Genomic DNA, 19,765 nt, shown 5'->3' with positions numbered 1-19,765 from the left:
TGTCAACTCAGCAGCGTTAGATTGTGACAGGCTTCACGTAAATGCACAAACATAAACGGCAGGTAACAAATAAACTTTAATCAGTCCTTTCCCAGGTTCCTGATTTTCCGCCACTCTTCTCCATCAGCCGAACCTGGTGGATTGCCATACCACGGTCCACCGCTTTACACATGTCATAGATGGTCAACAAGGCAATCTGGGTGGCACAGAGCGCTTCAATCTCGACACCGGTCTGCCCAATGGTCTCGACATGGGTACGGCAGTGGATGGTGCTGCTCTCCCGATCGGCTTGCAGGTCGATCTCGACCTTGGTAATCGACAATGGGTGGCAGAGGGGAATCAGGTCTGGTGCCCGCTTCGCCGCCATAATACCGGCTACCCGGGCGATACCCAGGACATCCCCCTTCTTGTGACGACCTTCAACGATCATTTCGAGCGTCTCCGGCTGCATGGAGATGTGGCCCTCGGTGACCGCTTTTCTGCGGGTTGAGGCCTTGTCACCAACATCCACCATATGGGCCTCGCCAGAGGCGTTGAAATGGGTGAATTCCGCCATCAGTAACCCCCCTCCAACTCAATCTGTTTGGAAACCTCCCGGGCCTCGAAGGTCATCTCCTGCAGATTTGCCATGACAAAGGTGGCCGGTGATTTTCCCACACCGCCGATCGTTCCGGGGTTGACCAGATGCGTGATGCCGCCTGTGATATTGGTGACTGTTTCGAAACTCAGCTTATGGCTGTGTCCGCAACAGACCAGATCCCAGTCACCGGTAGCCGCCATGGCCTTTGCGTAGTGGGGATAGTGGACCAGGAAGATCTTCCTGCCGGCCAGCTCCACCCCGGCATCCATGCCGTGGTAGTGGATATGGCTGTCATCATTATTGGCCAACCGCGCCAGGGTATAGAGATCACCGCTGTTGTTGCCGTGAATCACATGCACTGGCAGGCCGTATTTCTGCAGGCAGTGGAGGGTGCTCGGGGCAACGACGTCACCACAGTGAAGTACCGCTTCAGCGCCATCGGCCTTGGCCGACTCCACTGCCGCATCCAGCAGCGGAATATGGTCATGACTGTCAGATACGATACAGACCTTCATACTTCACTCCGGGGTAGAAAGCTTGGCACCATGACCGATTTAAAAGTGTGGTTTTTCCGGTGCATCCTGGAACATCTTGACCGAGTTGCTGACCTCTTCCTTCGCCGCTTCAGCGCCTTCCCAGCCGGATACACGAACCCATTTGCCCTCATCGAGGTCCTTGTAGTGTTCAAAGAAATGGGCAATCCGCTCCATCAGCTCTTCCGGCATATCCTGGTAGGATTTTACGTGAGTCCAGCGGCTTGAGACATCGTCCACGGGTACCGCGACCACTTTGGCGTCATCCCCTGATTCGTCAGTCATTTTCAATACCGCGACAGGGCGACAGCGGATCACGGAACCGGGTATCAGTGGAAATGCCGTAGGGACCATCACATCACAGGGATCGCCGTCATCTGACAAGGTATGGGGAATGTAACCGTAGTTGGCCGGGTAGTGCATGGCGGTGCGCAGGATGCGGTCGACGAACATCGCACCGGTCTCCTTGTCCACTTCATATTTGACAGGGTCGGCGTTTGAGGGGATTTCAATAATGACGTTGATTTCGTCAGGAATACTCTTTCCTGAAGAGACACGGTCTAGGTTCATTTGTCTTACCTTGCAGTGAAATACAGCAGTGATCGAATCCAGCCAGTGGGCCGGTGGTGTGTGAGATGTGAAGGGTACGGATTACCAGAGCAGGTGTCCAGTATAAGCCTGGCAGTTGGCACGACCCGAGGGTCAGACTGCCGAATAGATTATCCTGACCAGGGTGACTGGTTGGTTGGTATGCCGTGCTTGCGATGGTTAAGCGTCTGGCAAGGGATAGTCAGAATTTCTTGACAGGCATCGGTAAGTCTTGAATTTTCAATGAGATGGCTGCGGAATGTATAAGGCAAAGCAGTCTGCTTAAAGGCTTTGAGGTATAACCATAATTACATAATGGTCTTGGGCTGTAAAAAAGGGGAGCCGAGGCTCCCCTTGAAGGTTTGTTACAGTGCTCTGCTAAAGAAGCGGCACAATCAACAGGGCGACAATGTTGATGATCTTGATCAACGGATTGATCGCAGGACCGGCGGTATCTTTGTAGGGGTCGCCGACGGTATCGCCGGTAACGGCCGCCTTATGGGCATCAGACCCTTTACCACCGAAATTACCATCTTCGATGTACTTTTTCGCATTGTCCCAGGCTCCGCCACCAGCAGTCATTGAGATGGCCACGAACAGGCCGGTGACAATGGTGCCGATCAGCAGGCCACCCAGGGCTTGCGCACCGAGGAGCAGACCAACCAGCAGTGGTACGGCAATCGGCAGCAGTGAAGGGATGATCATCTCCTTGATCGCTGCTTTGGTCAGCATGTCCACAGCATTGCCATACTCCGGTTTCTCGCTGTGGTCCATGATGCCCGGTTTCTCACGAAACTGACGACGTACCTCGTTGACGATACCACCTGCCGCACGCCCTACGGCCTCCATCGCCATGGCGCCGAACAGGAAGGGTACCAGTCCGCCAATCAACAGGCCGATCAGGACCATATGATTGGAGAGGTCGAAGCTGATCGCAGTACCGGTGTGGGTCTCCAGGCTGTGGGTGTAGTCGGCAAACAGCACCAGAGCAGCCAGACCGGCGGAGCCGATGGCATAGCCCTTGGTGACCGCTTTGGTGGTATTGCCAACCGCATCCAGCGGATCGGTGATGTTACGGATCTTCTCGTCCAGCTCGGCCATCTCAGCGATGCCACCGGCGTTGTCGGTAATCGGACCGTAGGCATCGAGGGCGACGATGATGCCGGTCATGGAGAGCATTGAGGTGGCTGCCACAGCGATACCGTAGAGGCCAGCCATATCATAGGCGCCCCAGATGGCCGCGCAGATCACCAGCACCGGGGCGGCGGTGGATTTCATCGAAATACCCAGGCCGGCGATGACATTGGTGCCGTCACCGGTGGTGGAGGCTTCCGCGATGTAGCGCACCGGAGTGTACTCCGTGGAGGTGTAGTACTCGGTGATGACTACCATGGCAGCGGTCAAAACCAGGCCGATCATGGCCGAGCCGAACAGCGCCATGACCGGATCGGATACCGTGCTATCACCGGTGGTCAGCACCACATTGCCCATCATGTAGTCTGTGACGTAGTAGAAGGCGACGGCGGCTAGTACCCCCGCGACAATCAGCCCCTTGTATAGGGCGGGCATCACGTTGGTATCGCTGTCCTTGGCTCGGACGAAGTAGGTGCCGATGACAGAGGCGATGATGGAGACACCACCCAGCACCAGCGGATAGATGACGGCCTCATTGCCGACGCCGGTGACCAGCAGACTGCCAAGCAGCATGGTGGCAACCACGGTTACCGCATAGGTCTCGAACAGATCCGCAGCCATACCGGCACAGTCACCCACGTTGTCACCCACGTTGTCGGCGATAACGGCTGGGTTGCGTGGATCATCCTCCGGGATACCGGCCTCAACCTTACCGACGATGTCGGCGCCTACATCCGCACCCTTGGTGAAGATGCCGCCACCCAATCGGGCGAAAATGGAGATCAGTGAGCCGCCGAAGGCGAGGCCGACCAGGGCATGCAGCGCCTGGCTGTCGGAGACACCCATCATGTTCAGGATATAGTAGTATCCGGCAACACCCAGCAGCGCCAGACCAACCACCAGCATACCGGTGATGGCGCCGCCACGGAAGGCGACCTGGAGTGCGGCATTGATACCGTTGTGGGCCGCTTCAGCGGTACGCAGGTTGGAGCGAACCGAGATGTTCATGCCGATATAGCCCGCCAGACCTGAGAAGATGGCGCCAATCGCAAATCCAATGGCGGTGGCACTATCGAGGCCGAAGTAGATCACCACCAAAACCACGATACCGACAAAGCCGATCGCCGTGTACTGGCGGTTCAAATAGGCTTGAGCGCCTTCCTGTACAGCGCCGGCAATCTCACGCATTCTTTCGTTGCCTTCCGGCTGCGCGAGAATCCATTTAACGGATATGAAGCCGTAAGCCAGTGCGGCTACCGCACAGGCTAGGGCAAAGATCAGTTCTGTATTCACTTTGTAGATCCTCCTGAGATATTAAAAAATAAAACTTGATGCATTTCGTTTGCCCCGCATTGACCGGCCTCCACTACGATTGAATCTCCGGGACAATCGTTTCCGGTTGCTGAGCATGAAAAAGGGGCTGAAGCAGCCCCTGTTTGTCGTTATCTATAGTTCGAAAACGTCGAGTTTTTTTGGTACGGCTACCCCTTTCATGGTGACATAATCAGGCATGCCGTTATCCAGGTATGGGGGGTAGGCCTCCCCTTTAATCAATGGGTAGAGATACTCTTTACAAGCCTCTGTGATACCGAAGCCATCCTCAGTGATGAACTCCATCGGCATCATTTTTTCCACATTGGCGACTTCACTGAGCGGTGCTTCACCGATGGACCACTTATATGGGGTGGAGGATTCTCGAACCACGGTGGGCATGATGGAGTTTTTACCCTGCAGAGCCTTCTCCACAGCCGCCTGTCCCAGGGCATAGGCCTGTTCCACGTCAGATTCGGAAGCGAGATGGCGGGCAGCCCGTTGCAGGTAGTCGGCAACCGCCCAGTGGAATTTGTGTCCCAGGGCATCTTTGATCATATTGGCGACAACGGGTGCGGCGCCGCCCAACTGGGCATGGCCGAAGGCGTCCCGGGTACCCTGTTCGGCGAGGAACTTGCCGTCGGGCCAGTGGCAGCCCTCGGATACCACGATGGTGCAGTATCCGAACTCCTTAACCTTAGCATCCACATTGGCAAGGAACTTCTCCTGATCGAATTCGATTTCAGGAAACAGTATCACAACCGGGATACCCTGGTCTTCGACCAATCCACCTGCGGCGGCAATCCAGCCCGCATGGCGACCCATCACCTCGATAACGAAGATCTTGGTGGAGGTGGCTGCCATGGAGCGAACATCGTAGGAGGCCTCCAGCGTGGAGACGGCGATGTATTTGGCTACAGATCCGAAGCCTGGGCAGTTGTCGGTGATCGGCAGATCGTTGTCGACGGTTTTCGGGACATGGATGGCCTGTACAGGAAAGCCCATTTTTTCAGAGAGTTGGGATACCTTGTAGCAGGTATCGGCAGAGTCGCCGCCGCCGTTGTAGAAGAAGTAGCCAATGTTGTGGGCTTTGAAGATTTCGATCAGACGCTCATATTCGCGCTTGTTGTCTTCCAGACTCTTTAGTTTGAAACGGCAGGAGCCGAAACCGCCGGAGGGGGTGTGCTTGAGTGCCGCGATATCTTCTGCAGACTCCTGGCTGGTATCGATCAGATCTTCGGTGAGTGCGCCGATGATGCCGTTGCGGCCGGCGTAGACATTAGCAATCTGGTCAGGATGTTTACGAGCTGTTTCTATCACACCGCTGGCGGAAGCGTTGATTACTGCGGTAACGCCTCCTGATTGAGCATAGAATGCATTTTTTGCTGTCATTGATGATCCCCTTATGTTATTGATATTGCGATATTTTTAAATTTATTCGGTCGTTTAGATATCACCTTTTTCCCGAGCCGAATGATCCGCTTGGGCCTGAAGCAGTGACACCACACATTCTGTCAGGTCGTCGTATTCGCGCACCCCGGTACCGTACTGCTGATACCCACGGTAAAAGAACTGGCAGCGGTATTTTCGGCTGCCGGTTTTGAAAATGATGAAGTTACACCCCTCCTGATTCCAATAGGTGGCCGGGCAGCTGCTCAGCTCCCGGTCTGATGGCATCAGACGGATCTCAGCGTCTGCGATCTGTGTCTCCACCTTGCAACCATATCGCTCGGTCAATGTGGTTTCGATGATCCAGAGCTCAGAATCTGTAATGTCTGGTATTTCAGACATGAGGTTACTCTGCATGCAGTCACTTCCTGAGGCAGAGAAGAATAATCTAATCGACCCTTTTAGTACATACTGACCAGACCGCGGTATCCCGATTCTGCCTTGGTTATTGGCGTGCCGCGGGCCGTCAGAATGGCTTCGTAGCAGGGCCACAGCCGGTTTGGATCACGCATTCCACGCTTCAACACGCGCCGGGGCTGTCTTTCAATCTCCAAGGATAGGGGGCTCATGAATGGCTCAGTTCGGTGGGACGGCTGCAGGCTGCCCATTGCCTGCGAGTCACGCCTCTTTTGAGTCATTCCTGTTGCTCCAGAGTGCCAGAATCCTCGTGTCTGGTTGGTAAAGTCCGTTGACTTTACGGGAAATCTTGGATTAGCTTAACCAAGCGAACCAGATTCGGCTAATCCAAAAGTTGGATGGAGCCATGGAATTTCTTAATTGTTAGTCAGTTGGTATCAGTGAACGCAGCTTGGCAATTCGACCATCTTTTTGATTTGTAGAGCCTATGTATCATGCGATAGACGTCCTTTGTGCCCAGGGCCAAGGTTTAACTAACAACCATAATTTCTATGTATAGTGCAGCTAATCAGGCATTGTCCACGTTCCCGGTTCAAATAGGATCAGGTGATGTAAGACGCTGTTTAGCAAAGGATTATACGATAATGTGATCTGGCCAAGGGGGAGTTGTAAGGAATGCGTATCGTGATACTCGGGGCGCCTGGGGCCGGTAAGAGAACCCAGTCCGCTCTGTTGGCAGAAAAACTTGGTCTCGCCATCGTAACCACGGGTGACTTACTCAAGCAGGCGATCACTGAAGAGAGCCAGCTGGGCCTGGAGGTGAAGGCGCTGCAGGATGCGGGACGGGTTGTAACGGAAGATATCATTCTTGGGCTGTTACGGGAGCAGCTGCTGCTTCCAGCCATGGCGGATGGCTTCATTCTCGACGGATTTCCCAGAAACCTGTTACAGGCACTCACCCTGGATGAGCTTTTGCAGGAGATTGGTCAGCCGCTGGATCTGGTGCTATTGATCGATATCGATAATGACCACCTGATGGAGCGCCTGGTTGGCAGGCGGACCTGCCGCAGCTGCGGTCAGCTCTATAATGTCTACCGCAATCCACCCACGGTTGATGGGGTCTGTGATATTTGCGGTGGCCGACTGCACCAGCGTTCAGATGACAATGAGGAGACCGTCAGCAACCGGATTCATGTTTTCGATCACCTGATCGCGCCACTCATCACACACTATGAAAAAAGCGACCGGTTGGTCCGGGTGGATGGCAATGGAAGCCTTCAGGCGGTTTTCGGGCACTTGATCCAGGCGATTGAAGATGCCCGTAGTGCCACCGCTGCAACTTCAGCCAGTGCGGATAGTGGGGTCGGCCAGTCTGGGCAGACGTTAGGTTCTCAGGTCGTGATGCAGGCTGAGACAGAGTCTCAGGGAGAACCCGGGGAGAAAGCCCAGGGGAGGGATGAGAAACGGGCTACCGAAGCGCTGAAATCTGATAAGCGCCCATCCAAACAGGCCTCAAAAAAGGCCGCGCAGAAAAAGCGAACCGCTAAAGCACCCAAAGCTTCGAATAAGCCCTCGCAGAAGAGCGCCAAACCGAGCGAGACAAAAAAAGCCAAAGCGAGCAAGCCGAAACGCAAATCCAAGGTAAGCGCCATGCCGGCAGTGAAGCGTGCAAAAGCCTCAGCTGAAAAGCCAGCTCAGGTTAAGAAGAAGAAAAAACTCAGCAGTAAAGCCAAAGCCACGGTAAAAGCAGCCAAGAAATCATCCCGCAAGAGAGGTAAGCCGGTAGAAAGCCGTAAAAAATCCACGCAAACAAGGAAAAAGGTCGCAACCAAGAGTCGGTCAACCACAAAGATTGTGAAAAAATCTGCTACCAAGAAGCGTAAGCCGACATCGCCGTCAAAGAAAAAGGTCAGTGTAAAAACCGGAACCGTTGCAAAGACCGTCAAGAAAAGCAATCCATCTGCAACCCGCAAAAAAGCCGCGCCATCAAAGAAGAAGGTTGTGAAAAAACCGCTTCAGGCAACGAAGAGGCGTAGTAGAAGCACGCTGGTTAAGAAAAAGTCTGCTGCAAAGAAAACAGTGAAAAAGCGGGTTGTAAAAACAGCCAGGAAGACGCCAAGTAAAAAAACAGCGGCAGCCAAGAGAAAGACCTCAACGAAAAAGACCAAGGCCACCCAGGCGAAAAAGGTAGCGGCAAAGAGAGCCAAGAAACAAACAGGGAAAAAATCGCTGGCGAAAAAGGCTGTAACCAGGAAGAAGAGAAGCGCCTCCAAAAAGGCGCTTAAGAAAAAGTTGAAAAAGTGATTAACGGATCAGGCCGCTTTTCAGACGGCCTTTAGTCCATTAGCTCTTTCGGCGTTGCCTCTGGAATCCGATCAGGCCGATCAGTCCCGAGCCGAACATCCAGAAGGCGGCTGGCAGAGGAACGGCGGAGGGGGCGGCTAAACCATCGAGTTCGATTTCCAGCTCTTCACCGCTAATGAGATTCTCAAGCGACAGAAAGGCTGTGCCGGTTAGATCAAATAGCGTGGCATCCGTGGCTATGGAAGAGGGTAGACTCGTCTCAGGTGGTTCCAACTCTATGAAGAAATCGAAAATCACGTTGTCGCCATCACTTGATCTGAGTGCTGTTTCAGGGCCTATATCACCTAACAAGTCATCCGTGCGGTATTCAACATCGGTCTGATAACCACCGAAACCGGATACGGACCAGTCAAGTACTCCCATACTGCTACTGCCTACGTTGGCCAGGTCCTGAATACGCCCAGAAAAAATAAGCTGATCGGTATTGTTAGATCTGATGACTCTGTCCAGATAGTTGCCGGTCAGAAGTGTGGCGCCACTGGGGTCGGTTAAGGTGAATCCGATCAGATTTTCATGCACAACGGTGCCGGCGAGATTCGGATCAGTGGCAAGTGTAGTGCCGTTGAGCGTGATGTTGCTGCCGGGCGAGAGAATGGCTGCGGATGCGGTGGTGAACCAGAGGCCAAGTCCGATAATGCTGGCCAGTGTCAAAAAATGGATGGAGAGCCTTTTCAGCATGACAATACTCCTTTATCGACATGAGACAATTAAACGATTGTGATTATATTTTCTTGAATAATGTGTCTCGGAGTATATAGGAGCGTTTTAAAATTCACCACCATTTACGAGAATAATAACCAGGGTAACTAGCCGGTCTCAATTGCTGGTCATTGTTTTATTTTTTTGCTCTTAAGAGGCTTACCTGGAGGGATTGTTTTTAAGCGATGCTCATTAAGTTTTCTTTAAAGAAACTAGACGAAGCATTGTTATTTGTAGAAAACCACTTTAACCTGGCTAGATCACTTTGGAATAGCACCTTTATAGGCGTTACTCGGTTTACTGATGGATTGGATTTTAGGTGAACAGGCTTTTGTATACCGCTTGTACCCTGAATGAGAATTAACGTTCTGCAATGAACTCATCCATTGTTAAAAGCCGCAACAGTCTGGACTTTAAATATGAGACACATCAAGTCTTCTCTGATTGTCGCCACCCTGATCCCATTGCTGATTTTTTTCGTTGCGGAGATAGACGCGGCACAACCGCAGGGGAGAGACAAGCAGAGATCGGCGTTCGATCTCGAGCAATACCGGGGTAGGGTGGTACTGCTCGATTTCTGGGCTTCCTGGTGTGGTCCTTGTCGTGAAGCTTTTCCCTGGTTGAATGAGATGCATCGAAAGTATCACGGCGTCGGTCTGGAGATTATTGGAATCAATCTCGATGAGGCACGCAGAGAAGCGGAGCAGTTTTTAACCAACACACCAGCCGAGTTTACCATTTACTTTGACCCGAAAGGGGTATTGGCCAAACGCTACGACCTTCAGGGCATGCCGGCCTCCTATCTGATCGGTATGGATGGCAGGCTTCTTGTCGAACATACCGGTTTCTTTAGATCCCAAGCCGCCGAACGTGAGGCGGAGATCAGGCAGGCATTGAATCTTGTGCCTTAAGATTTGTTAAATATAACTTTGTCATAATGTCCGGGTCCCGTTTTGCTACGGTGTTATAAGGATGATGAGAGTATGTCGGTAAAGTTGTTCCTGGTGACATTTGCTGTAGTGCTGCCACTGACAGGTTGTGCGAATCTGGGGGTGGAACCCTGGCAGCGTAATGTTCTTGCAAAACCCGAGATGCAGTTGATTTCGGATCCGATCAGTGCCGGTCTTGATGACCATATCTACTTCAGTAAAGAGGCGTCGAGCGGCGGCCGGGGTTTTGCCGGAGGGGGTTGTGGGTGCAATTGAAGAAGCCGAAAAAAATACGCCATGCTTTGACGGCGGCAACCTGCGGCCTGCTTGGGGTGAATTGTAGCGACAGTCTGGGCGAGGAGGGGGATTGGAGTTTCGACAGTGCGGTACTCTACTACTCCGAAGTGGACAGGGTAACTGCAGTGGAGCCGGTGATCAGTGCCACACGGGATTTTGGTGAAGAGAAGGCGCTGAATCTGAAATTTGTTTTCGACACCTTGAGCGGGGCCTCGGCCAATGGTGCAACGCCCAGCGATCAGCCACAGACCTTTACCCGACCCTCAGGCAAAGGCGTCTATACCGCTTCGGCGGAAGAGACGCCGCTGGATGATACCTTTCGGGATAACCGGTTCGCTCTCAGTTCCCGTTGGGAACAGCCAATCAACCGGGATTACAAAACCGCTTTCGGTGTCAATTTCTCAACCGAGTATGACTACAGTTCATTGAGTGCCAACGCCAACCTCTCCAGGGACTTCATCAAGCGCAACACCACACTGAATGCCGGGCTCTCTCTGGCCTACGATACGGTAAGCCCGGAGGGCGATATCCCCATCGGCCTGTCGAGCATGGTCATCGATAACGGGCAGGCGGATTATCGAAGCGAGTTCAACGCCAGCCGGGGTGACAGCGAGGACAACAAGGATACCCTGGATCTGATATTCGGCCTTACTCAGGTGATCGATCGCAAGACCATCATGCAGGTAAGTTACTCATTCAGTGATGTTTCCGGCTATCTTACTGATCCCTTCAAGATCGTCAGTGTGGTGGGCGAAGATGGGCGCCCGTTGGAGTACCGCTACGAGCAGCGTCCGGATGCACGCCAGAAGCAAAGTCTTTACTGGCAGGTAAAGCACCAATTTGAAACGGATATCCTCGATCTCTCCTATCGCTACTTCTGGGATGACTGGGGTATCACCTCCCATACCATCGACCTGCGCTTCCGCTGGATGCTGGATGGCCGACAATATCTGGAGCCGCATATCCGATACTATGATCAAAGTGAAGCGGATTTCTATCGGCGTTTTTTCATACAGGACGAAAGCCTGCCCGATCATGTCTCAGCCGATTACCGGTTGGGGAATATGCAGGCGCTGACCATCGGTATGCGATATGGGGTGGCCCTGAGGAATGAGCAGGAGCTGAGTCTGCGACTGGAATACTATCTGCAAAGCAACGACAACACCGAGTCGGTGATTCCGGGAATACTCAATGATATGGAGCTCTATCCCGATGTTGAAGCACTGATTGTCCAGTTAAGTTATAAGTTTTAAGCTGTTTGGCGGCCCGTTATTAATACGACATACTTTGTTGCCGGGTTTATCTAATCGATATCCAGTCAGGCCCCAGGCGGAGGGACAGTGAACGATCGTCCAGTCAGACTGATTGCAGCAGACAGCTACTGGATCGGTTCGTTTGAAGCCATGGCAAGTCCCTGTGAGCTGTTCATGGAGGTCGATGATGAAGCACAGGCAAAGCGGCTGCTCAACATCGCTGCCCATGAAGCCTGGCGCATCGAGTCCAAGTTCAGTCGCTATCTCAATGACAATCCGGTCCATCTCATCAACAACAGTGGCGGGAAACCTGTTGAGGTCGATGAGGAGGTGGCTCAGCTGCTCGACTTTGCCCGGTTTTGTTGGCAGTTGAGTGACGGTTTGTTCGATATCACATCCGGCGTGTTGAGGCGTATCTGGTGTTTTGATGGCGGCAATCAACTGCCCAGTCCACAACAGGTTGAACAGATCCTGCCCTTAGTGGGTTGGCACAAGCTGACTTGGGCCAGGCCCTGTCTGACACTTCCCAAGGGTATGGAGATAGACTTTGGCGGTATCGGCAAAGAGTATGCGGTGGATCGCACGTTGCAGCTGCTGCAGCAGCAGACCGACAGGGCGCTGCTGATTAACTACGGTGGCGATATCTGCACAGGCGGGATTAGGCTTACCAATCAGCCCTGGTCGGTTGGTATTGAGAACCCGAGCCACCCTGACACACCAAAGGGTGTGCTGAAGATCAGCCGGGGCGCCCTGGCAACCAGTGGCGATACCCGGCGCTATTTGCTGCACAATGGAAAGCGTTATGGCCATCTGCTGAATCCCAAAACTGGCTGGCCCATCGATGCATCACTACGCTCGGCAACTGTCGCCGCCGCAACCTGTACCGAGGCCGGCTTGTTGGCCACCTTGGCCCTGCTACAGGGCCCCGAGGCGGAAGCTTTTCTGCAGATTCAGTCTGTGCAGTATTGGCTGACACCTTGATCTGATCCTTGTCAAAGTTGATAAATTCTATAAACAACATGTGGTTATAAGTTCAGAACTATTTCCAAGTATTTTAGTCAGAAATTTAGAATATAGTAATTTTCTTGGAGGTAGCCATGAGCGGATTGATTGCTGATTTTCCCTATGATGGTGCGGTGACAGTAAATCGTGTGATCCTCAAGCCGGGTTATACTGTGGATGATCTGCAGGAGCGGGTTGCCGAACTGTGTGAAAACGTCAAAACCTATCACTCCGAGACCGGCTTCATCGGCGGTTTCGTCGCCCTCAACAGCGGCCAGATTTCCAATGAAGGATCGACCATCGGCCAGGCGGTGGAGAGTGAAATGAAATCCCGTGAGGCATTGATCGTCACCTTCTGGCGAAGCTTCGAGGAGCATGAGCAGTCTCACCGCAGTGAGACTTTTCAACCACTTTTCAAACGGGTCGTGGAGATCTGTGAAAACGGTAATGAGGAGATCGCCTACCAGATGCTGTGGTCCGGTAAGGCCTACAGTGTGCAAGAGGCGAAAGCGGCCCGGGAGGCTAAGGAGCGCTATGCCGCATAACCGGATGAGGCCCTGGAATCGTTCAGTTTCCAGGGCCGGTTATCACGACATGGTTTTTAATCCCGGCGACGAAACAGTTGCCGGGTTGACCGTATCAGCTGCCGGAACGCTGAAAATCGGTTCCCTTGCAACCTGAGCAAGGTGGAATGTGGCCGGTTTTTTTGAAGTGCATTTCTTTACCGCACCCGGTACAGATCAGAGTACCCGGTCCTGTAACCTCGCCGGTATGGTAGAGGGATGCGGTATTGGCACGCTGGGCCAATTTGGCCAACTCAAGTTTGGTTTGATCGGCGACGCTGGTGAACATCTCCAGCATCCGCTCTTCCACCTGTTGTACATCGAAACGCCACCAGGCAGATAGCTGCTCACCGGTCTCCAGCAGGTAGCTGGCCGCATCTTTCATATCCCGTTCCACATAAGTGGAGACCTTTTCAGCCTCTTCCCGGCTCAGTTCGCCCAGTTCGATCATCTTTTCACGTGCCTCTTCAAGATAATCCTTGAGGCCGGGCAGGGTGTTCTCCCGGGCCGATTCGACGGCTTCGTGTACTTCATGCAACATCTTGTCATAGGCTTTCGCCAGGCGTTCCATCGGATCTTGGGGGGTCTCTGTCATGCTTCTCTCCCTACGCTGAACCATACTTTAATCATGGATCAATTTTTCGGTTGCGCCAAGCGGAGCTGCAGGATAATTAGGCTTCAACCGCGAATGGGCCCTAATCACTGCGAACACTCCCAATTGGTGATAAGCATTCAGTCCGCAAATAGACGCAAATGAAATAAGAATATTGTATGACAAGTGGAAGCGCTTCATATTGCAACAAAGCAAACCATGGCCTGATATGGATGGTACTTAGCTAAAGCAGTATTTGGTGGGGCAGGGCCCCACCCTACACACTGAATTTACAGTAGGGTGGGGCCCTGCCCCACCAAGAGCCTTTGCTTATACTGAGCGCAATGAGTGTCTTGGTACTTCAGTAAGTACCATTCAGACCTGATACGATTCGCTTTAATTTGCGGACTGTTTATTCGTTTTAACCGGAGGCTTTGATCCAGCTCCTCAGCAGCAGGATGCCGCCACCACTGCCCAGGCCGAAGCCGAGTGCGGTGGCCAGGGTGGCCGGAATCAATCCGCCGCTGCCGAATACCAGCAGCAATGAACCGCTGAGCAACAGCGCGCTGCCGGAGATGGTGGTCAGGGTGTTGAGGTGGTTGTGCTGCATCTGTTGGCGCAGTTTCTGCAGCTCTTGCGACTCCCAATTGAGGGTCAGCTTGCCGGCTGCAGCATCATCGATGATCTTGTTCAGTTTGTTGGGCAGATCCGGCAGATTTTCCGCGATCTGGGGAAGGTTCTTTTTCAGTTTTCCGACGAACGCCCGGCGTCCGATCTGTTCACTCATCCAACGTTCTAGGAAGGGTTTCGCGGTGGTCCAGAGGTCGAGCTGTGGATAGAGCTGACGACCCAGACCCTCGATATTCAGCAGGGTCTTCTGCAGCAGCACCAGCTGCGGCTGGACCTCCATATCGAAGCGTCGCGCGGTCTGGAACAGGCGCAACAGAAAGTGGCCGAAGGAGATCTCGCTGAGAGGTTTTTCGAAAATCGGCTCGCTGACGGTGCGAATCGCCGATTCGAACTCTTCCACCCGGGTCTCCTTGGGTACCCAGCCGGAGGCCACATGGAGCTGGGCGACCCGTTTGTAGTCCCGGTTGAAGAAGGCGAGCAGGTTCTCAGCCAGGTAGCGCTTATCCTCTTCGGTGAGCGTCCCCATGATGCCGAAATCCACCGCGATATAACGTCCATTGGGTTCGACGAAAATATTGCCCGGATGCATATCGGCATGAAAAAAGTTGTACTTGAAGACCTGGGTGAAAAAGATCTCGACGCCCCGTTCACCAAGCAGTTTCATACTGATACCCTGATTGCGCAGCGTGTCGATATCGCCGACGGGTGTGCCGCTGATGCGCTCCATGACGAACACATTCTGCCGGGTCAGATCCCAATAGACCTCTGGTACATAAAGGGTTTCGCTGTCGAGGAAGTTACGTCGCAACTGGGAGGCGTTGGCCGCTTCCCGCATCAGATCCAGTTCATCGAAAATGGTCTTCTCATACTCCTCTACAACCTCCACCGGCCTGAGTCTGCGCCCCTCCTTCCAGTACTTTTCCGCCAAATGGGCGATGGTGAAGAGCAGGTCCACATCCCGTCGGATGGTCTTTTCGATGTTCGGTCGCAAAACCTTCACCACCACCTTGCGCCCATCTTTCAGTTGAGCGGTGTGCACCTGGGCGATGGAGGCCGAGGCAAGCGGCTTCTCATCGAATGCTTCAAGCATCTCATCGATCGGTTTTCCGAACGCCTTTTCGATGATTTTTCTCGCCTGGCTACCAGGGAAGGGGGGGACTCGATCCTGAAGTTTCGCCAGTTCATTGGCCATGTCGTCAGGTAGCAGGTCGCGGCGGGTTGAGAGGATCTGGCCGAATTTGACAAAGATCGGCCCCAGATCTTCCAGTGCCCGGCGTATCCGCACCGGGTAGCTTCCCCGGTCCTTGCGAAACCAATACCAGGGAGAGAGATAGCTCAGAAATCGGATCGGCCGGAACAGATGTGTGGCGAGGATCACCTCATCCAGGCCGTGGCGCAGCAGCACCAGATTAATGTGGATCAGACGGAGTGCTTGAGAGGGACGAATCACGAGGTTTTGTCCTCTTGGTCGTCACCCGGGGATAGCCGCTGAACGCGGGCCTCAAGACGTTCCACATCGTCACGCAGGCGATCCACGTCCTGCAGAAAGGGTTGCATCTCGTAGCGTCCGGGAATCAGCCGTAATTCCTCCTCAAGATACTCTTTCAGATTGAGGCTGGCGGTCTGATTGAGCTGTTTACCCCACCCCAGGAAGCCCCGTGCCAAGCTGCCGACCTGATGGGCGGCGATATCACCGGTGAGTCGGGAGAGCTGCTCTTCCCAGTCGATATCAAGGCGGCTGAAGAACTCACCGAAACGTTGTGCCAGGGCGGTATCCCCCTCGATGGTGACCGAACCGTTGAACAGCTGATCGGCACTGTTGTTGGGGTTGCGCATGCTTGCCAGGTCGAGCAGGGTGCCGCGCAGCAGGCAGTCCGCTTCGCCCTCGAAATGGCTGAGGACCTGGAATCCCTGGGGTTCGGGGATCATATAGAGGCTCAGCCCGCTGCCGAGCAGATCCAGCTGAATGACCCGGCCCTGCATCGGGGCCAGTCGGTTGGCGGCCTCAGAGTCCAGGTTGATGGCTTGGTTGAGCAGGTGCTCCAGGCTGGCGAATAGGGCGGCTGAGATAGTCATGGTGCTAGACTTTGTAGCCCCGGTGTATGGCGACTACGCCACCGGTCAGGTTGAAGTAGTCGCAGCGCTCGAATCCGGCATGTTCCAGCATGCCCTTCAAGGTTTCCTGATCCGGGTGCATGCGTATCGATTCCGCCAGGTAGCGGTAGCTCTCCTCATCCTGAGTGACCAATTTGCCGATCTTCGGCAGCAGTGTGAAGGAGTAGAGGTCATAGACTTTCTGCAGCGGCTGTAGGACCGGTTTGGAAAACTCCAGTACCAGCAGACGTCCGCCGGGCTTTACCACCCGGAATATGGCATTCAACGCCAGCTGCTTGTCGGTGACGTTACGCAGACCGAAGCCGATGGTGACACAATCGAAATGATCGTCTGGAAACGGCAGGTATTGGGCATCGGCCTGAACATATCGGACATTGGCAACCCGCCCCTCGTCAATCATCCGGTCCCGCCCCTGGGAGAGCATAGCGGCGTTGATGTCGGAGAAGACCACTTCCCCCTGATTGCCGACCAGGCCACTGAAGCGGGCAGAAAGATCGCCGGTGCCGGCGGCCAGGTCGAGAACCCGCTGTCCCTGACGGACACCGGACATTTCGATGGTATGGCGCTTCCACAGCCGGTGAACGCCGAATGACATCAGGTCGTTCATCAGGTCATATTTGTTGGCGACGGAATCGAATACCTGCCGAACCCGTCCCGCTTTTTCGCTGACCGGCACATCCTGATAGCCGAAATGTGTCGTCTTCTCATCCTTCATGGCTTCACCAATTGTTTCAATCAAAGAGCGCCTTAAGCCGATGGCTCCTTGCGCTGGTAACCTGCTGCCTGCAATCGTTGCAGGTAGTCCTGCCAGTTACGCTCGTAGTTGACGCCCAACTGATACAAGGTATCCCAGGAGTAGATCCCGGTATTGTGTTCGTCGTCGAAGTGCAGGCAGATGGCATAATTTCCCACAGGATCAATATGGGCAATATTCACCTCTTCCTTGCCAACCTGCAACACTTCTTGTCCCGGGCCATGGCCCTGAACCTCCGCTGAGGGGGAGAAGACCCGCAGATACTCGGCGGGATAGCTGTATTTGTTACCGTCATCGAAACTGATTTCCAGGACACGGGACTGCTTATGCAGGTGGATCTCTGTCGGATTGGGGTGTGACATGGTTTTCTCTCAATTCATCTGTTATTCAATTGTTGGGCGCGGTCACTGTATATCGGATCCGCTAACCCATAAGCAGGCTTTGAACAGGGTTTGTCCCAGTCAACCGACTGCTGATCGCCTGCTGCTGATCGCTAAAGGATATATTGGCTCAGGTCCTCATCTGCCACCAGTTGGGAGAGCTGGCTGTCCACATAGGCCTCATCGATGACGATGGTTTCGCCGCTCTGCTCCGAGGCCTCGAAGGAGACACTCTCCAGCAGTCGTTCCATCACCGTGTGCAGGCGTCGTGCGCCGATGTTCTCGGTTCGCTCGTTGACTTGCCAGGCGGTCTCCGCGATCCGCTTGATGCCCCCATCGGTGAACTCCAGGCGTACCTGTTCCGTATTCAGCAGGGCTTGATACTGCTCGGTGAGCGAGGCATCGGGTTCGGTCAGTATGCGGGTGAAGTCATCGGTGTTGAGGGCGGACAGCTCCACCCGGATCGGCAGTCGTCCCTGCAGCTCCGGAATCAGGTCCGAGGGCTTGCTGAGGTGGAAGGCGCCGGAGGCGATGAACAGAATATGATCGGTCTTCACCATGCCGTGCTTGGTTGAAATGGTGCAGCCTTCCACCAGTGGCAGCAGATCCCGTTGGACACCCTCACGGGAGACATCGGCGCCACTGGTCTCTGCCCGGCTGGTGACCTTGTCCAGCTCGTCGATGAACACGATGCCGTGTTGCTCCACGGTCTCCAGAGCGCGTAGCTTGAGATCTTCCTCATTGATCTGCTTCGCCGCCTCTTCGTCGCTGAGCACCTTGAAGGCGTCTTTGATGCGTAACTTGCGCCGACGGGTTCTGCCGCTGCCCAGATTCTGGAACATCCCCTGCAGCTGGTTGGTCATCTCTTCCATGCCGGGGGGCGCCATGATTTCAACGCCAACCGGCGTGCTATTGACCTCGATTTCGATCTCTTTGTCGTCCATCGAGCCACTGCGCAGCTTTTCGCGGAACTTCTCCCGGGTTGAGCTGGAGACGCTGCTGCCGCTCTCGGTCTCGTCCCATCCAGTGGGTTTGGGGGCCGGTAACAGCACATCGAGAATACGCTCTTCCGCGGCATGGCTGGCCTCTTCGGAGACCTTTTCCATCTCCCCTTCGCGGACCATTTTCACGGCGGAATCGGCCAGTTCGCGAATGATCGAATCCACTTCACGACCCACATAGCCCACTTCAGTGAATTTGGTCGCCTCCACCTTAATGAAGGGGGCATTGGCCAGTTTCGCCAGGCGGCGGGCAATCTCGGTTTTTCCTACCCCGGTAGGGCCGATCATGAGGATGTTCTTGGGTGTGATTTCATTCCGCAGGGCCTCATCCACCTGAGCCCTGCGCCAGCGATTGCGCAGCGCAATGGCTACCGCTCGCTTGGCATCGTTCTGGCCGATGATATGTTTATCCAGTTCGGCAACAATCTGTTGGGGTGTGATTTGCGACATGAAATAAAGCCTGTTTTTACGACGCCTTGGCTTGTCTACAGTTTCCTCAAGGCGACTTATCGAATATGGTTTTTATGCGCTGTTGCGGCAGATCAGTACAATTTCCACCCCGCTGCCTGTCAACAGGGGTGTGCTTGATTCTGCCGACCACGCAGCTCGGTTCGGGTTCATCTGGATTAAGTTTCGCTATCCAGCTCTTCGAGCACCCGGTTGTGGTTGGTATAGATGCAGATGTCAGCGGCTATACCAAGCCCTTTTTCGACGATCTCACGGGCACTGAGTTCCGTATTTTCCAACAAGGCGCGGGCGGCTGCCTGGGCAAAGCTGCCACCGGAGCCGATCGCCATCAGACTCTGTTCGGGTTCAATCACATCGCCGGTGCCCGAGATGATCAGTGAGGCCTTGGTGTCCGCCACACAGAGCAGTGCCTCCAATCGACGCAGTGCCCGGTCGGTTCGCCAGTCCTTGGCCATTTCTACCGCGGCACGGGTCAGATGGCCCTGGTGTTTTTCCAGTTTACCCTCAAACCGCTCGAATAGGGTGAAGGCATCAGCTGTGGCGCCGGCGAAGCCGGCAATCACCTGGCCTTTGTGCAGCTGACGGACTTTACGGGCATTGCCCTTCATGACCGTATTGCCCAGGGAGACCTGGCCGTCACCGCCGATCACGACTTTACCGCCGCGTCTGACGGAGAGAATTGTGGTGCCTCTGAAATTTTCCACTTCAATCCTGAATGCTTGACTAGAGAGCCGGCAATTGTACCTGAGGGGCGGGCCGGTGAAAA

Annotated in this window: 21 protein-coding genes; 6 read left to right on the top strand and 15 right to left on the bottom strand. The window is 54.1% G+C overall.

The features are described from left to right. Positions 1-76: 76 nt before the first annotated feature. The 7 genes from moaC to AC4IE8_RS09725 all read right to left on the bottom strand — a co-directional run bounded on the left by moaC (position 77) and on the right by AC4IE8_RS09725 (position 6,164). Entirely contained in the window at positions 77-556 is a 480-nt protein-coding gene (gene moaC / locus AC4IE8_RS09755) for a cyclic pyranopterin monophosphate synthase MoaC (protein WP_068994679.1), read from the bottom strand. Next, positions 556-1,095 carry a YfcE family phosphodiesterase gene (locus AC4IE8_RS09750; protein WP_068994678.1) on the bottom strand — a complete coding sequence of 180 codons (540 nt, stop codon included), beginning with the start codon at positions 1,093-1,095 and terminating at the stop codon, positions 556-558. Before AC4IE8_RS09750 ends, moaC begins: the two co-directional genes overlap by 1 nt. A 39-nt stretch (positions 1,096-1,134) precedes the next feature. Then, the gene (ppa, locus tag AC4IE8_RS09745; RefSeq protein ID WP_068994677.1) at positions 1,135-1,683 is read right to left on the bottom strand and encodes an inorganic diphosphatase; all 549 of its coding nucleotides are present in this window, start codon (positions 1,681-1,683) and stop codon (positions 1,135-1,137) included. Between the two features lie 396 nt (positions 1,684-2,079). After that, the gene (locus tag AC4IE8_RS09740; RefSeq protein ID WP_068994676.1) at positions 2,080-4,128 is read right to left on the bottom strand and encodes a sodium-translocating pyrophosphatase; all 2,049 of its coding nucleotides are present in this window, start codon (positions 4,126-4,128) and stop codon (positions 2,080-2,082) included. A gap of 153 nt (positions 4,129-4,281) precedes the next feature. Next, the gene (locus tag AC4IE8_RS09735) at positions 4,282-5,538 is read right to left on the bottom strand and encodes a 6-phosphofructokinase (RefSeq protein WP_490790905.1); all 1,257 of its coding nucleotides are present in this window, start codon (positions 5,536-5,538) and stop codon (positions 4,282-4,284) included. Between the two features lie 54 nt (positions 5,539-5,592). After that, entirely contained in the window at positions 5,593-5,937 is a 345-nt protein-coding gene (locus AC4IE8_RS09730; protein WP_068994674.1) for a hypothetical protein, read from the bottom strand. A 59-nt stretch (positions 5,938-5,996) separates the two neighbouring features. Then, positions 5,997-6,164: a hypothetical protein gene (locus tag AC4IE8_RS09725; protein WP_490790904.1), complete on the bottom strand. Its 168-nt coding sequence runs from the start codon at positions 6,162-6,164 to the stop codon at positions 5,997-5,999. 463 nt (positions 6,165-6,627) lie between these two features. On the opposite strand from AC4IE8_RS09725, the gene AC4IE8_RS09720 reads away from it, so the two are divergent. Beyond that, positions 6,628-8,256 (top strand): adenylate kinase family protein, encoded by a 1,629-nt coding sequence (locus tag AC4IE8_RS09720; protein ID WP_068994672.1) that lies wholly within the window; start codon positions 6,628-6,630, stop codon positions 8,254-8,256. A 39-nt stretch (positions 8,257-8,295) separates the two neighbouring features. Here the strand turns inward: AC4IE8_RS09720 and AC4IE8_RS09715 are convergent, their stop codons facing one another. Beyond that, complete coding sequence (locus AC4IE8_RS09715; RefSeq protein ID WP_490790903.1) at positions 8,296-8,994, bottom strand: VPLPA-CTERM sorting domain-containing protein; 699 nt, start codon at positions 8,992-8,994, stop codon at positions 8,296-8,298. A gap of 440 nt (positions 8,995-9,434) precedes the next feature. Here AC4IE8_RS09715 and AC4IE8_RS09710 point away from each other — a divergent pair, with 440 nt between their 5' ends. From AC4IE8_RS09710 to AC4IE8_RS09690, 5 genes are all read left to right on the top strand, one after another. Beyond that, a complete protein-coding gene (locus AC4IE8_RS09710; RefSeq protein WP_071892811.1) occupies positions 9,435-9,926 on the top strand; it encodes a redoxin domain-containing protein in 492 nt (163 codons plus the stop codon). Positions 9,927-9,998: 72 nt separating this feature from the next. Then, entirely contained in the window at positions 9,999-10,220 is a 222-nt protein-coding gene (locus AC4IE8_RS09705; protein WP_068994670.1) for a DUF4266 domain-containing protein, read from the top strand. After that, positions 10,211-11,494 (top strand): DUF3570 domain-containing protein, encoded by a 1,284-nt coding sequence (locus AC4IE8_RS09700; protein ID WP_490790902.1) that lies wholly within the window; start codon positions 10,211-10,213, stop codon positions 11,492-11,494. The genes AC4IE8_RS09705 and AC4IE8_RS09700 overlap by 10 nt, the downstream gene beginning before the upstream one ends. An 87-nt stretch (positions 11,495-11,581) precedes the next feature. After that, complete coding sequence (locus AC4IE8_RS09695; RefSeq protein WP_068994669.1) at positions 11,582-12,475, top strand: FAD:protein FMN transferase; 894 nt, start codon at positions 11,582-11,584, stop codon at positions 12,473-12,475. Between the two features lie 116 nt (positions 12,476-12,591). Then, on the top strand, positions 12,592-13,041 hold the full coding sequence (locus AC4IE8_RS09690) for a ligand-binding protein SH3 (RefSeq protein ID WP_068994668.1): 450 nt from the start codon (positions 12,592-12,594) through the stop codon (positions 13,039-13,041). Between the two features lie 94 nt (positions 13,042-13,135). Here AC4IE8_RS09690 and AC4IE8_RS09685 read toward each other — a convergent pair whose 3' ends face one another. The 7 genes from AC4IE8_RS09685 to hslV all read right to left on the bottom strand — a co-directional run bounded on the left by AC4IE8_RS09685 (position 13,136) and on the right by hslV (position 19,703). Next, positions 13,136-13,654, bottom strand: coding sequence for a zinc ribbon-containing protein (locus AC4IE8_RS09685; RefSeq protein WP_068994667.1), 519 nt, complete (start codon positions 13,652-13,654; stop codon positions 13,136-13,138). Between the two features lie 418 nt (positions 13,655-14,072). Further along, complete coding sequence (ubiB, locus tag AC4IE8_RS09680) at positions 14,073-15,731, bottom strand: ubiquinone biosynthesis regulatory protein kinase UbiB (protein WP_068994666.1); 1,659 nt, start codon at positions 15,729-15,731, stop codon at positions 14,073-14,075. After that, a complete protein-coding gene (locus tag AC4IE8_RS09675; protein ID WP_490790901.1) occupies positions 15,728-16,357 on the bottom strand; it encodes a ubiquinone biosynthesis accessory factor UbiJ in 630 nt (209 codons plus the stop codon). The genes ubiB and AC4IE8_RS09675 overlap by 4 nt, the downstream gene beginning before the upstream one ends. A 4-nt stretch (positions 16,358-16,361) precedes the next feature. Further along, positions 16,362-17,111, bottom strand: coding sequence for a bifunctional demethylmenaquinone methyltransferase/2-methoxy-6-polyprenyl-1,4-benzoquinol methylase UbiE (gene ubiE, locus AC4IE8_RS09670; RefSeq protein WP_068994828.1), 750 nt, complete (start codon positions 17,109-17,111; stop codon positions 16,362-16,364). A gap of 32 nt (positions 17,112-17,143) precedes the next feature. Beyond that, positions 17,144-17,512 carry a gamma-butyrobetaine hydroxylase family protein gene (locus tag AC4IE8_RS09665; protein ID WP_068994664.1) on the bottom strand — a complete coding sequence of 123 codons (369 nt, stop codon included), beginning with the start codon at positions 17,510-17,512 and terminating at the stop codon, positions 17,144-17,146. Positions 17,513-17,643: 131 nt separating this feature from the next. Next, positions 17,644-18,981 (bottom strand): ATP-dependent protease ATPase subunit HslU, encoded by a 1,338-nt coding sequence (gene hslU / locus AC4IE8_RS09660; RefSeq protein WP_490790900.1) that lies wholly within the window; start codon positions 18,979-18,981, stop codon positions 17,644-17,646. 176 nt (positions 18,982-19,157) lie between these two features. Further along, positions 19,158-19,703 (bottom strand): ATP-dependent protease subunit HslV, encoded by a 546-nt coding sequence (gene hslV, locus AC4IE8_RS09655; RefSeq protein WP_068994662.1) that lies wholly within the window; start codon positions 19,701-19,703, stop codon positions 19,158-19,160. Positions 19,704-19,765 lie beyond the last annotated feature (62 nt).

The sequence above is a fragment of the Candidatus Thiodiazotropha sp. AKAK2 genome, assembly GCF_058244685.1.
Note: the sequence above shows the minus strand (reverse complement) of the source record. Positions and strands in the feature narration are given on the sequence as shown.